The sequence below is a fragment of the Akkermansia muciniphila genome, assembly GCF_040616545.1.
Lineage (GTDB): Bacteria > Verrucomicrobiota > Verrucomicrobiia > Verrucomicrobiales > Akkermansiaceae > Akkermansia > Akkermansia muciniphila_E.
The window spans coordinates 2,378,498-2,390,905 of sequence record NZ_CP156688.1; the positions used below are offsets into that span (position 1 = coordinate 2,378,498).

A 12,408-nucleotide genomic window follows, 5' to 3' on the forward strand; every position below is an offset into this window, starting at 1 on the left:
CCTTCTGTCCAACTAAATCACGGGACCGGAGCATAGGACCGCCCGCCGAAGATGGCGGTGCCCACGCGGACGAGAGTGGCGCCCTCTTCCACGGCCGTTTCAAAGTCATGGCTCATGCCCATGGAAAGCTCCGTCAGCGGGGCTCCCCCCTTGCTGGAAAGCGTCTCCCTAAGTTCCCGCAGGCAGCGGAAATAAGGGCGCGCGTCCTCCGGATTTTCCACCGGGGGAGGGATGCACATGAGGCCTGCGATTTCAAGATGGTCCAGGGCGGCCAGCTCCGGCCATTCCCGTTCCAGGGCCTCCGGGGAAAAGCCGAATTTGCTGTTTTCATCCCCTACGTTCACCTCCAGCAGGATGCGTGGGCGCTTGCCCGTCTCCTGTGCCACGGTGTCCATGAACTGCGCCAGGCGCAGGGAATCCACGGCGTGGATCAGCGTGAAATGCTCCATGGCCTTGCGCACCTTGTTGCGCTGCAGGGGGCCGATGAGATGCCATTCCGTATCCGGGGGAAGGGCGGGGATTTTTCCCAGGGCCTCCTGGACCCTGTTTTCCCCAAAAACGCGCTGGCCCGCATCATGGCAGGCCCTGACGTCCCCGGCGGGAAATGTCTTGCTGACGGCGACCAGGCGTGCGGACCCTTCCGGACGCCCGGCGCGGCGTTCCGCGGCGCGGATGCGGGAGAGAATGTGTTCCAGATTCTGTTGGATGCTCATGATGGATGGTTCAATTCAGGGAGGGCTGTGCGGGGGCGTGGCTCATGATGTGGTGCAGCGGGGAAAGGCGCCGCATGGCCATGGCCCAGACCTTGGAGGAATCCGGCTCCAGGCAGATGTCCGGCACCATGGGGGATACGTACCAGGCCCGGTCATTCAGTTCCCGGCGCAGCTGGGACGGCGTCCATCCGCTGTGGCCCACGTACGCGCGCAGGGTCACATGGGGATCCCCGGCGTATTCCAGGGCCTGTTCTTCCTGAAGATGGAACTGGACGCGCAGTTTATCCTCCGTACGGGCAAAGGCGGCGAAAATGAGCTGGTTGCGTTCCACGGGCCCCCCCTTGAAAATGGGAACGGTGTAAAGGGATTCCGGAATGTCCGTATGGCGCGCCACTTCCCCCACGTTCATGCCGGCGGGATGGTTCAGGATGTGGCCGATGACGAATTCCTCCTCCACCCGGCTCAGAAAGATTACGGAGTGGTAAAAACCGCCGCCTTCCAGGTAGGGGGCGGAGACCAGGAGGTGGCCCGCCAGGTTTTCATTGCTGATATCTTCATGTTCCATCATCGCCATAAGTGTACGTTAACAAATGTGACGGATGCAGGCAACCATGCGTTCAAACAGCCATGTCAGGAGGCGCCGGAACGGGAAAGCCGGAAGAACGGCAGGGAAGGAAGGTTCAACCGAGGGTGTAACGGGCCCCCCTGGCGGAACGGGCCGCGGCTTTGGGACTCTTCGCCGTTTTGCGGACCGTTGTCCGCCGGGCGGAGGCAACCTTTTTCCCGGCGGAGGCCGGGTGTTTGCGGGAGAGCGCTACGGCAGGCGGACGGGACGCGCGGCGGCGGTGGGAAATGACGGAAGCCGTGTTGATTTCTTCTACGGGAGCCGGGGCCATGACCAGCAGGGAGGAATCCTGCGTTTTTTCAGACTGGGCCAGGGCTTTCAGGGAGGCGTCAATGGAGCAGCGTTCAATCACGACGGGGTCCCCGGTCCGGAGCAGGTTGAAAGCCTCGTATACGTCATTACTCTTCATCCGTACGCAGCCGTAGGAGGCGGGCGTGCCGATGGTGCGTTCCTCCGCCGTGCCATGGATGTAAATCAGGCGGGAGTGGGCGTTACGGTTCCGGGCTTCCATACCCGCCAGCCACATGATGCGGGTGACGATGGGATCGCGCCCCGGGGAATTGGGCGCCACGCATTCCCCGGTGGGCTTGCGGCTTTTAAACACCATGCCCTTGGGTTGCCCGGTGCCGATCTTGGATGCGATGCGGTGGGCGCCCAGCGGGGTGCGGCAGCTTCCCTTCTTATCTCCCAGACCGAATTTGGAGGTGCTGATGGGGTAGGTTTTTACAACGCGGCCGTTACGCATGACGGCCATTTTCTGGTCCCTGACGCTAACGACCGCGCCATCCTTGACGATGGCGGTGGGCTGGTAGTCCGGCCGTGAGCAGGATACCAGGGCGCCGAACACCGCTAAGGCGGCGCCGGCGAGTTGAATCAGGCGTGCTGCTTGCGAGAGAGGCGCAGGCATGGGGAAGGTGTCAGTTTTTGGCTTTGGCAGTTTGTCTGGCGGGCAGCAGGTTGGAGATCATGCGGCCCAGGGAACAGAATCCCGTGTAGTAGAAGCCCAGGAAGGGAATCATCAGGATGGGGGAAAGGTAATGGCCCTGGCTGATCATGATGATGATCAGGTTCAGGAAGAAGGTGCCGCAGGCGATTTCCAGCACGGGAATGACGACGGACTTGATGGCTTTATAGCCGTTGCGCTTGAGCTGGGAGACGTGCTGCCTGTCTTCCTTCCGGTCCACGCCGTACTTGGGCGTGCGGACAAAGGCGGATTGATGGCCGAAAATGGCTTCCAGAACGGCCTTGGCGTTGTTCACGGCCATGCCCACGCTCAGCGTCAGAAGGAGCGGCAGGTACGGAAGTTCCTTCCACCAGGATTTGGGACGCACCACGATCTGGGCGCTCATGTAGAAGATGCAGACGGCCACGCTGGTCATGAAGAACAGAGCCACGTTCACGAACCACATGAACACCGTTTCATTTTCCGGGATACGCTGCGTGCAGATGGGATATACCAGGAAGCAGAGCAGGGCGAGAAGGAGGTAGGAGTAATTGCAGGTGAGGTGCGTGGTGGCTTCCACCTTGGCCTTGAGAGGGGCCTTGGAGCGCCAGATGTCCAGCAGGATTTTCTGGCAGACCTGGATGGAACCCTTGGTCCAGCGGTGCTGCTGGGACTTGAAGCCGTCCATGTCCACGGGAAGTTCCGCCGGGGTAACGACGTCGTTCAGGTAGATGAAACGCCAGCCTTTGAGCTGGACGCGGTAGGAAAGGTCCATGTCCTCCGTCAGGGTGTCATGGGACCAGCCGCCTGCGTCTCCGATGACGCATTTGCGCCACATGCCGGCGGTGCCGTTGAAGGTGAAGAAACGGCCGGAGCGGTTGCGCGCCGTCTGTTCCATGGCGAAATGGCCGTCCAGGTACATGCCCTGGACGCGGGTGAGGAGGTTGTATTCCCGGTTGATGTGGCCCCAGCGGGTCTGGACGAGGCCCACGCCTTCATCCGTAAAGAAGTGGATGGTCTTCTGCAGGAGGTCCGGTTCCGGAACGAAGTCGGCGTCCAGAATCAGCAAGAACTCCCCTTTGGCCACCTTGGTGGCCGCTTCCAGCGCGCCGGCCTTGAAGCCCGTGCGGTCCGTGCGGTGGATGCATACGGCGTCAAAGCCGCGGGCCTTCAGTTCCTCCACCTTGCGGTAGCACTGCTCCGTGGTGTCATCCGTGGAATCGTCCAGAATCTGGATTTCCAGCTTGTCCTGCGGATAATCCAGGGCCGCTACCGATTCCAGAAGGCGGTCCACGACGAATTTTTCATTGAACATGGGAAGCTGGACCGTAACGACGGGCAGTTCCTGGAAATGGGACTTGGGCTGGGGCTTGTTGTTGCGGTTCTTCCAGTACAGGTAAACGATGCTTAAGCGGTGGAAGCCGTATCCGGCCAGACCGACAAGGACCAGAAGATAGCACAAGAGCCAGATAAAATTGTAATTTAAGGACATGCTGGGGCGTACAAGGGTGTTTGGTATCTTTCTGCGTCAGGGGCTGGGGATTTCCTTGACGTGACGCCCGTATAAGACACCATAGGGCGAGAGTCAAGACATATTCCGTTTTGCTTAACCTTTTTGAGTGTTGTTATGAAGAGATTGTATCTGATGGCCGCAGCCGTATCCGTCACGGGAGGAATGGCATTTGCCGTTCCGGAGCAGGAAGCCCCGGAGAAGGCGGATGCCGTGCTGGACGTTCAGGCGCCGCCGTCCGGCAAGGAGTGCCAACCGGCCATTCCGGAACGCCTGCTGGATGATTCCCACATGAACGAGGAACTGGGCATCAATGAATTTACCGCGCCTTCCATCCGCAAGATTTTTGAGGACCTGGAAGGCCTTCCGGAGATTCCGGAAAATGTGGCGTTGCGCGCCCGCCCGGAACGGCCGCCCATGGACCGCTGCTCCCTGGCCCTTCAGTTGGGCGGCATGATGGCGGACGGCTTCGTGATTGTGCAGTGCGGCAAGATGAACGAAGTAAAGCCCATTGCGCTGGACCTGTCCAGCTACGCGAAGGCGATCGGCGCCGGGGAGCGGGTGAACCGCCACGCCGCCAGCCTGCTGAAAAACGCGGAGGACGGGGATTTGAGCAGTTTCAAGAATAACCTGGCCCTCATCCAGTCCGACGTGGAACAGGAGCTTGCCTCCCTGCGGGATTCCGACATGGCGAACCTGATTGGCCTGGGCGGGTGGATTCGCGCGCTGGACGCCGCCACCGCCGCGCTGGACAACAAGTTTGCGGAGGACAAGGCGAAGGTCATTTTCCAGCCGGACGTGCCGGAATATTTCCATTACATTCTGGACGGAGTGGAACCGGAAATGAAGGAGCGCCGGGACATTGCGAAAATCATGGACCTGCTCACAACCTTGCAGGAACAGATGACGCTGGCCCCGGATGCCAAGCCTACCCGGGCGGGCGTGGAAGCCATCCGCAAGACAACGCTGGAGCTGATGAAGGCGGCTCTGGCTCCCGTGGAATCATAATATCCGTGTTCCGATGGTTCTTCCCCTCCTGACCAGTCTGGAAGTGCGTCTTACGCCGCGCAGCCTGTATGCGCGGGATGAAAAGCTGGAGCGGATGGTGAGGGAGGACGGGCGCATTCCCGTGCCCTATAACGTGAGCATCCGCAACACGGGGGACGGCGCCGTGCGCATCATCGGCAAGAAGTGGACTGTCCGTTCCCATGAAGACGGCACGCAGGTGATTGAAGGGGACGAATTGTTCGGTTCCCGTCCGCTGCTGTGCCAGGGACAGATTTTTGCGTTTAACGGCCTCCAGATGCTGCGCCTGCCGGCGCGCATCCAGTTGACCCTCCTTGTACGGGACGAGGCCGGGATTCTCTACCATACGGACCCCGTCAGCCTTAAATGGTGAAATAAAAAAGCCCCGCAACTGATTGCGGGGCTTTTTTATAGTGTTTAATGATTAGAGATAAGAGAGTAGGGAAAGAATGAGCGGACCAATGTCCGGAAGTTGAAATAACTATTCTCTACTCGATACTCTCCAATCACTGCCGCCGGCCTAGCCTTCTTCGTCGTCCCCGTGGTTGAGGATGAAGTTGAGGTCGTCAATGCCCAGGCTGGAGGTGAAGCCTTCGTCACCCAGCACGTTGGCGACGAGCTGGTTTTTCTGGTGCTGGAGGATGCGGATTTTTTCTTCCACGGAATCCTTCGTCAGCAGGCGGTAGGCGATCACCTTGTTCTTCTGGCCGATGCGGTGCGTACGGTCAATGGCCTGGCTTTCCACGGCCGGGTTCCACCACGGGTCGTAAAGGACCACGTAGGAGGCGGAGGTAAGGTTGAGGCCGGCGCCGCCCGCTTTCAGGGAGAGCAGGAAGACGGACGGGTCCTTGGTGGTCTGGAATTTTTCAATTTCCCCGCGGCGGTCCTTCGTCTGCCCGGTGAGGTAGTTAAGCGGCCTGTTTTCCGCTTCCAGCCGGTTCTTGATGATCTCCAGCATGGAGACGAACTGGGAGAAGACGAGCACCTTGTGCCCTTCTTCCCGGAGCTGGTCCAGCAGGTAGAACAGGGCGGTCATCTTGGCGCTGTCTTCCTTGGCGTATTTGGGGTCCACCAAGCCGGGGTGGCAGCAGATCTGGCGCAGGCGCATGAGCCCTTGCAGAATGGCGAAGCTGTTCTTCTTGACGGATTCATCAGAGTCCAGGCCAAGGAGGGCCTGCTGGATGCGGCGGAGTTCCGCCTTGTACAGCTGGCTCTGGATGCCTTCCATCTTGGCGTACACTTCTTCTTCCGTCCTGGGGGGCAGGTCCTTGGCCACCTGGGATTTGGTACGGCGCAGCAGGAAGGGCTTCAGGCGCGCGGCCAGGCGGTTCTGGCTCTGCGGGTCCTTGCGCTTGTCAAAGCGTTTCTTGAAGTAGGAGCGGGAACCGAGGACACCGGGCATGGAGAAGGCCATGAGGGACCACATGTCCAGCAGACGGTTTTCAATGGGCGTGCCAGAAAGGACGAGGCGGTTGTAGGAAACGATTTCACGCGCGGCTTTGGCGGCCTTGGAATCCGGGTTCTTGATCTGCTGGCCTTCGTCCAGGATGACCGTGAGCCACTTGATCTGGTTCAGGGTTTCACCGCAGACGCGGAGCTGGGCGTAGTTGACCACGACCATGTCGTAATTCTTCCGGATGTCGTCCAGATTGGCCTGGTCCTTGCTGCGGATGACGAGCACGCGCACGCCGGGAGCGAACTTCTCCGTTTCCCCGGCCCAGACATCCAGCACGGACTTGGGGCAGACGATGAGCACCGGAGGAACGGCGACCTTCTTCTTGGATTTGTTTTTGCGAGCGAATTCCTCACGCAGCCAGAGGACGTACGTAATGGACTGGATGGTTTTGCCCAAACCCATGTCGTCCGCCAGAATGCCGCCGAAGCCGTTCGTAGCCAGATAAGCCAGGAAGTGGAAGCCGTCCACCTGGTACGGGCGCAGGGTGGCCTGAAGCTGGGAGGGGACGTCCGGCTTGACGTCGATTTTGATTTCCGCAGTACGGTCCTTGATGCGTTTCCAGGCCTTCGGGTCGAACACTTCTGCGGCCTTCGGGTCCGCCAGCTGCATGGCGTGCATGCGGTGGGTTTCCCCGGAGAGGTCGAAGGGGTCCAGGCCCAGGCGGGTGACGGCGTCGCGCTGGTCGTTGTCCAGCTTGATTTCCAGGCGCATCCAGCCTCCGTCGTCCATGCGGACGTAGCCGCCTCTGGCGGCCACCAGGGCGCGGATTTGTTCCTTGGAAAGCTGCACGCCTTCCACGTCAATGACAATGCGGAGGTCAAACCAGTCAATTTCCTGGTTGACCACTTCAAACCGAACGGCGGCGGCTACCGGGTCCGCCAGCAATGTCTTGAGCTTCTCGTCCATGTTGACGGTCAGCTCTTCCGGGAGCTGCTTGGCCCATTCCGCAAATTTTTCAGGGAACTGCCGGGTAACGCGGGCCTTGAAGGCGCCTACCTGGGGGTCATAGGAGAAGCCCATTTCCTCCAGCAGGCCGGGAATGGGATAAAGATGTTCACGGATGAAGCGTAGCAGGGCCTTGTTCTTCATGGGCTCCTGGTGGGCCACGTCCCAGCCGTCCTTGCCGAGCTTTTCCGTGCGGTAGCCGGAAGCGTCCCTGGCGCTTACTTCACACAGGACGTGCTCCGTTTCCGCGGAGGTGAGGCCGCGGACGATCTTCATGTCAAAGGTGCCGCGAAGGTCGATGTCCACCACGCGGTCTTCCATGCTGGGGGGAAGGGAAGCGCCGATCTTGCGCAGGAATTCCACCCCTTCAAGGCTGTCGATGACCTGTTTGGGAATGGAATAGCGGGGTTCCACTTCCGTGCTCTCCAGCCAGCGGGGAGGGCCGGGGAACACGGTTTCATCAGACTGGTAAAGTTCCTGCTGGCCCGGAAGCTGGCGGACGGAGTGGGAGACGTTGATGCCGGTGGACGTGGCGAGCTGGAGGGCGTAGCAATCCGGCTCAATGGGGTCGTCCTGGCAAATCCACTTGAGCGGTTCGTCCACCACCTTGAAGTAATTTTCATCCAGGTTCACCAGGTAGCCTTTCAGGGCGGGCTGGTGGAAAAGCTTGTTCATCAGGGCGCACGCGGCTTCCTGGTCCAGGTCCAGCGTCAGCGCGTCTTCCGCACGGGCGTAGTCGGACAGGGCCACGAGGAGGATTTCCGTCTGGGCGTCCATGCGCACGGCGGCGCGTTCATGCAGGTTTTCCAGATGGTCCAGGTCCTGTTTTTCCCGGACGGGAATCCAGTCCTGCTTCAGGGAATGGCGGTATTCAAAGTGGCCCTCGTTAATGGTGGAGACGAGCCTCATGAACAGCTCTCCGCGGGGCGGCTGCGGAGGGCGTTCATTCACGGACTGGATGCGGTCATACCAGGTGCCCACTTCACGGGAACGCTCCCATTCATGAATCTTGCGCTGGATTTTTTCCAGGTCCGTGATGGACTCCATGAATTCCGGGTAGGGCAGGCGCCTCTTGTTAAAGGCGTACGCGATGTAGTTCCAGAACTCCAGGATGTTGGTGGGGGGCACGGGCCACAGCTCCAGCGGGTCATAGCTGACGATCTCCCACCGGGGATTCAGGCGCACCATGTCATGGTCATGGATTTCCTGCTCAATGGCGAAGCGGCGGTAGCGCTTTTCCAGCTTGCTGACGTAATCAGCCTCCTTGTCGTCCAGTTCACGGCCCAGCTTCTCTTCCAGAATATCCAGCAGGGGGACGTCGTTCAGTTCATTGGGTGATTCCGGCAGGTCCTGGCCGCGGTACATGCGTTCCAGCATGGCGGCGTACATGGCCGCCCCGGCCAGATCCTCGTCCTCCGTGGAGCATGCCCCGAACCACCTGTTGCCCTGGAGGCGCAGATTCACGCGGTGCACGCCGTGGGCGTCTTCCACACGGCCCTGAATATACAAATGATTGCCAAAGATCTGTGTAACCGCTCCATCCTTTTGGAGCTTCTCGCCGCGCAGACGGATTTCTTCCGGAAAGGCGTTGAGAAAGTTCAGGGTAGCCCTATCCGGGTTAAGTGCCATGCTCATAATATCAGACTGTCATATAAAAATTGGAAACAAGCGTTCCTTGAGAAAAGGACGCTACAGGTCTATGCACTTTACTATGGCACAAAGGGCGGATTAGAGCAACTATTCTCTGAAAATAATTCCAACGAATGTTTGAAATAATACTTAAATTTATGAATTTAATCATGTTATGTTTTCGTGCCGGAGGTTGTTTTTTGAAGAAAAAGAGCATATTTTATCATGCTGGAAAGAATGAATGTCAGCCTTGCGTAACATGTGTTCTTGACACGTCCGCTATAAAAGGGTCTTTTATGCCTGAAATTTTATGTCCTCCGCAACACTTCTACAGTTACTGGCGACTCAAGCCCGCTTGAGCGATGGCGAATTGGCCGAACGTCTTGACATGACTGAAGAAGCCGTGCGAGCCCAGCGGGAGCAATGGGAAAAGGAAGGCGTGATCCTGGGCTACCAGGCGGTGGTGAATGAAGAATACGAACACGACAGCCGTGTGGCGGCCTTCATTGAGGTGAAGATGACGCCGGAACGTGACGGCGGCTTTGACCGCCTGGCGATGCGTATCTCCCGTTTTGACGAAGTCTCCTCCTGCTATCTGGCGAGCGGCGGCTTTGACCTGCTGGTGCTGGTGGAGGGGAAAAGCATGCGGGACATCGCCCGGTTTGTGGCGGAAAAACTGTCCACGCTGGAAGGGGTTCTGTCTACTTCCACGCACTTCCATCTGAAAACCTACAAGAAAAACGGCTGCGTGTTTGAGGCCCCCGTGCAGGCCGAACGCCTGGTTGTCGCTCCGTAATCCCCTGCCGTCAGAAAGGAACCATTAATGAACTGGCAGAACAAAATAGCGGAGCAGGTAGACTCCATTCCCCGTTCCGGCATCCGGGAATTCTTTGACCTGGTCACAGGCCGGACGGACATCATCTCCCTGGGCGTGGGGGAACCGGACTTCGTCACGCCGTGGAACATCCGTGAGGCAGCCATTTACTCCCTGGAAAAAGGGCATACCTCCTACACCTCCAACTACGGGCTGGAATCCCTGCGCCGTTCCATCGCCAAATATGTGGAAGGCTTCTTCCATGTAAAATACGACCCCCTGCATGAAGTGCTGGTGACGGTGGGCGTAAGCGAAGCCATTGACCTGGCTCTGCGCGCCGTGCTGAACCCGGGGGACGAGGTTCTTTACCATGAACCTTGCTACGTTTCCTACGCTCCCAGCGTGAAAATGGCCTATGGCGTGGCTACCGCCGTGCCTACGAGCAAGCAGGACCTGTTTGCCCTGAATCCGGCCGTGCTGGAAGCCGCCATCACGCCCCGGACCAAGGTGCTGATGCTCAACTTCCCCACCAATCCGACCGGAGCGGTGGCTCCTGTGGAAACGCTCAAGGAAATTGCCCGCATCTGCATCAAGCACGACCTGATTGTACTGACGGATGAAATTTACAGCGAGCTGCGTTACGACGGCAAGCCGCATGTCTCCATCGCCTCCCTGCCGGGAATGAAGGAACGCACGCTGCTGCTGCACGGTTTTTCCAAGGCGTTTGCCATGACGGGCTTCCGCCTGGGTTATGCCTGCGGGCCGGAACCGCTCATCTCCGCCATGATGAAAATTCACCAGTACTCCATGCTCTGCGCGCCTATCACCTCCCAGGAGGCGGCCATTGAAGCACTGGAAAACGGAACCTCCGCCATGCTGAAAATGCGGGAAAGCTACCGCCAGCGCCGGGACTTCCTGGTGAAGCGGTTCAATGAAATCGGCATAGACTGCCATTTGCCCGGCGGCGCATTCTACGCCTTCCCGGACATCTCCAAATTCGGCCTTTCCAGCAAGGAATTCGCCACGCGCCTGCTGATGGAAGAGCAGGTGGCCGCCGTGCCCGGTACCGCTTTTGGTGCAAGCGGGGAAGGCTACCTGCGCTGCTGCTATGCGACCGCCTTTGACCAGATCAAGGAAGCCTGCAACCGCTTGGAGCGTTTCGTGAAAACCCTCTCCTGACCTCTCCGCGTCCATGAACTCCGTCCCGGAGGCCCTGAAAACAAGGGCGTACGTAGCGCCGTTTGCGGTGTTCATGGGCTTTACCCTGCTGTGGCAGTTTGGCGGCCCGTTCCTGGAATGGGACCATCCCGCCGCCTCCTGGTGGAGAAGGGCGCCGGAGCAATGGCTGTACCCCGTGCAGGCCATCGTCTGCTTTGCCCTGGTCATCTGGTGGAGAAAGGCCGTTAACTGGGACTGGAAATGGAAACCTGCCGTGTGGGGCGTCCTCTTCGGCGTGCTGGGCATCCTGTGCTGGCTGGCTCCTGCGATGGTGGCGGACCGTCTGCCGGGCGGACCGGACGCGTGGTTCGGCCACCCCTCCTGGCCATGGTACCGGTACCTGCTGGGAATTGACGCGCGCCCGGAAGGATTTGATCCCGGCATTGTCTTTGCCCCGGGCTCCTGGAGCTGGCTGGCGGCGCTGGCCCTGCGCTTCTTCCGGGCCGTGGTAGTAGTGGCTCTGGTGGAAGAACTCTTCTGGCGCGGGTACCTGATGCGCCTGATGGTGAACCTGGACCACCCGTGGAAAGTGCCCTTCGGCACGAACACCTGGAAAGCGTACTGGGTAACCACCCTGTGCTTCATGGCCGTGCACCAGCCGGTGGACTACTGCGGCGCCTTCATCTACGGCTCTCTGGCGTACCTCCTTGCCGTGTGGCAGAAAAACCTGTGCGCCGTCATCATCATGCACGCGGTGGCGAATGCGCTGCTAGGATGGGCCGCCCTGGAATGGGGCAAATACGGCCTGTGGTGAATCCGGCGTTTACAGGGAGGGGCTTCTTAAGTACATAAGGCTGATGACTCCGGAAGAAGCGATAGAAATTTTATGGGACTACCACCATGTGAAGCAGGAACTGCACCCGGCGGACCTCATCTTCATCCTTGGCAGCAATGACGTGCGGGTGGCGGAATATGCGGCGGAACTTTATGCGCTGAAGCTGGCGCCCCTGCTCCTGTTTTCCGGCGGGGTCGGGCGGTTCACCGGGGAATGGGCTGTGACGGAGGCGGAACTCTTTGCGGCGGCGGCCATGAAGGCGGGAGTGCCGGAAGACAGGATACTCATTGAAAATAAATCCGCCAACACCGGGGAAAACGTCCGTTTTTCCCGGGAAATCCTGAAACAGGCCGGCATTCCGGAGCCCGTCAGCCTCATAGCCCTGCAAAAACCGTATATGGAACGGCGTACCCTGGCTACGCTCCAGGCCCAGTGGCCGGAACCCGGAGTAACGGTCAGTTCCCCTCCCGTAAGCTTCCGGGAATACTTGACTCCGGAACTGCCGCAGGAGCTGGTCGTCTCCGCCATGGTGGGGGACTTTCAACGGATACTGGAATACCCCCGGCAGGGATTCTCCACGGAACAGCCCGTAACTCCGGAGGCGATGGAAGCCTTCCGCACGCTGGTGGAAGCCGGGTATGACTCCCAGTTGCTCAAGGGGGTGGCTCTCCCCTGGAATTCTTGAGAAGACACGCTTTTTGCTTTCACTGGCCGCTGATTGCGGTCATCAATACAACCCGCATAGCCAACCCAA

Annotated in this window: 11 protein-coding genes; 6 read left to right on the top strand and 5 right to left on the bottom strand. The window is 59.4% G+C overall.

The genetic code is table 11. The features are described from left to right. Positions 1 to 17: 17 nt before the first annotated feature. The 4 genes from ABGM91_RS09680 to ABGM91_RS09695 form a co-directional block, all read right to left on the bottom strand. Entirely contained in the window at positions 18 to 713 is a 696-nt protein-coding gene (locus ABGM91_RS09680) for a YggS family pyridoxal phosphate-dependent enzyme (RefSeq protein WP_354831881.1), read from the bottom strand. 10 nt (positions 714 to 723) lie between these two features. After that, positions 724 to 1,287 (bottom strand): YqgE/AlgH family protein, encoded by a 564-nt coding sequence (locus ABGM91_RS09685; protein ID WP_215427949.1) that lies wholly within the window; start codon positions 1,285 to 1,287, stop codon positions 724 to 726. 106 nt (positions 1,288 to 1,393) lie between these two features. Then, the gene (locus ABGM91_RS09690; RefSeq protein ID WP_354831883.1) at positions 1,394 to 2,245 is read right to left on the bottom strand and encodes a L,D-transpeptidase; all 852 of its coding nucleotides are present in this window, start codon (positions 2,243 to 2,245) and stop codon (positions 1,394 to 1,396) included. 10 nt (positions 2,246 to 2,255) lie between these two features. Beyond that, entirely contained in the window at positions 2,256 to 3,773 is a 1,518-nt protein-coding gene (locus tag ABGM91_RS09695; protein WP_215427945.1) for a cellulose synthase family protein, read from the bottom strand. A gap of 135 nt (positions 3,774 to 3,908) precedes the next feature. Between ABGM91_RS09695 and ABGM91_RS09700 the strand changes: the two genes are divergently transcribed. Further along, positions 3,909 to 4,799 (top strand): hypothetical protein, encoded by an 891-nt coding sequence (locus ABGM91_RS09700; RefSeq protein WP_354831886.1) that lies wholly within the window; start codon positions 3,909 to 3,911, stop codon positions 4,797 to 4,799. A gap of 13 nt (positions 4,800 to 4,812) precedes the next feature. Continuing rightward, positions 4,813 to 5,190: an ApaG domain gene (locus ABGM91_RS09705; RefSeq protein ID WP_215427941.1), complete on the top strand. Its 378-nt coding sequence runs from the start codon at positions 4,813 to 4,815 to the stop codon at positions 5,188 to 5,190. Between the two features lie 147 nt (positions 5,191 to 5,337). Here the strand turns inward: ABGM91_RS09705 and ABGM91_RS09710 are convergent, their stop codons facing one another. Beyond that, positions 5,338 to 8,853, bottom strand: a complete 3,516-nt coding sequence (locus ABGM91_RS09710) for a DEAD/DEAH box helicase (RefSeq protein WP_215427939.1) — start codon at positions 8,851 to 8,853, stop codon at positions 5,338 to 5,340. 304 nt (positions 8,854 to 9,157) lie between these two features. Between ABGM91_RS09710 and ABGM91_RS09715 the strand changes: the two genes are divergently transcribed. From ABGM91_RS09715 to ABGM91_RS09730, 4 genes are read left to right on the top strand one after another with little or no spacing between them, the layout of a single operon-like run. Then, entirely contained in the window at positions 9,158 to 9,643 is a 486-nt protein-coding gene (locus tag ABGM91_RS09715; RefSeq protein ID WP_102715641.1) for an Lrp/AsnC family transcriptional regulator, read from the top strand. 27 nt (positions 9,644 to 9,670) lie between these two features. Further along, positions 9,671 to 10,840, top strand: a complete 1,170-nt coding sequence (locus ABGM91_RS09720; protein ID WP_354831889.1) for an aminotransferase class I/II-fold pyridoxal phosphate-dependent enzyme — start codon at positions 9,671 to 9,673, stop codon at positions 10,838 to 10,840. A 13-nt stretch (positions 10,841 to 10,853) separates the two neighbouring features. Next, positions 10,854 to 11,633, top strand: a complete 780-nt coding sequence (locus ABGM91_RS09725) for a CPBP family glutamic-type intramembrane protease (RefSeq protein WP_354831892.1) — start codon at positions 10,854 to 10,856, stop codon at positions 11,631 to 11,633. Positions 11,634 to 11,676: 43 nt separating this feature from the next. Continuing rightward, on the top strand, positions 11,677 to 12,339 hold the full coding sequence (locus ABGM91_RS09730) for a YdcF family protein (protein ID WP_354831894.1): 663 nt from the start codon (positions 11,677 to 11,679) through the stop codon (positions 12,337 to 12,339). Positions 12,340 to 12,408: the final 69 nt, after the last annotated feature.

Excerpts from the sequence above, each read along its gene's own strand:
- ABGM91_RS09690 (WP_354831883.1), bottom strand. The coding sequence starts at position 2,245 with ATGCCTGCGCCTCTCTCGCAAGCAGCACGCCTGATTCAACTCGCCGGC.
- ABGM91_RS09720 (WP_354831889.1), top strand. The coding sequence starts at position 9,671 with ATGAACTGGCAGAACAAAATAGCGGAGCAGGTAGACTCCATTCCCCGT.
- ABGM91_RS09680 (WP_354831881.1), bottom strand. The coding sequence starts at position 713 with ATGAGCATCCAACAGAATCTGGAACACATTCTCTCCCGCATCCGCGCC.
- ABGM91_RS09685 (WP_215427949.1), bottom strand. The coding sequence starts at position 1,287 with ATGGCGATGATGGAACATGAAGATATCAGCAATGAAAACCTGGCGGGC.
- ABGM91_RS09710 (WP_215427939.1), bottom strand. The coding sequence starts at position 8,853 with ATGAGCATGGCACTTAACCCGGATAGGGCTACCCTGAACTTTCTCAAC.
- ABGM91_RS09730 (WP_354831894.1), top strand. The coding sequence starts at position 11,677 with ATGACTCCGGAAGAAGCGATAGAAATTTTATGGGACTACCACCATGTG.
- ABGM91_RS09725 (WP_354831892.1), top strand. The coding sequence starts at position 10,854 with ATGAACTCCGTCCCGGAGGCCCTGAAAACAAGGGCGTACGTAGCGCCG.
- ABGM91_RS09695 (WP_215427945.1), bottom strand. The coding sequence starts at position 3,773 with ATGTCCTTAAATTACAATTTTATCTGGCTCTTGTGCTATCTTCTGGTC.
- ABGM91_RS09715 (WP_102715641.1), top strand. The coding sequence starts at position 9,158 with ATGTCCTCCGCAACACTTCTACAGTTACTGGCGACTCAAGCCCGCTTG.
- ABGM91_RS09700 (WP_354831886.1), top strand. The coding sequence starts at position 3,909 with ATGAAGAGATTGTATCTGATGGCCGCAGCCGTATCCGTCACGGGAGGA.
- ABGM91_RS09705 (WP_215427941.1), top strand. The coding sequence starts at position 4,813 with ATGGTTCTTCCCCTCCTGACCAGTCTGGAAGTGCGTCTTACGCCGCGC.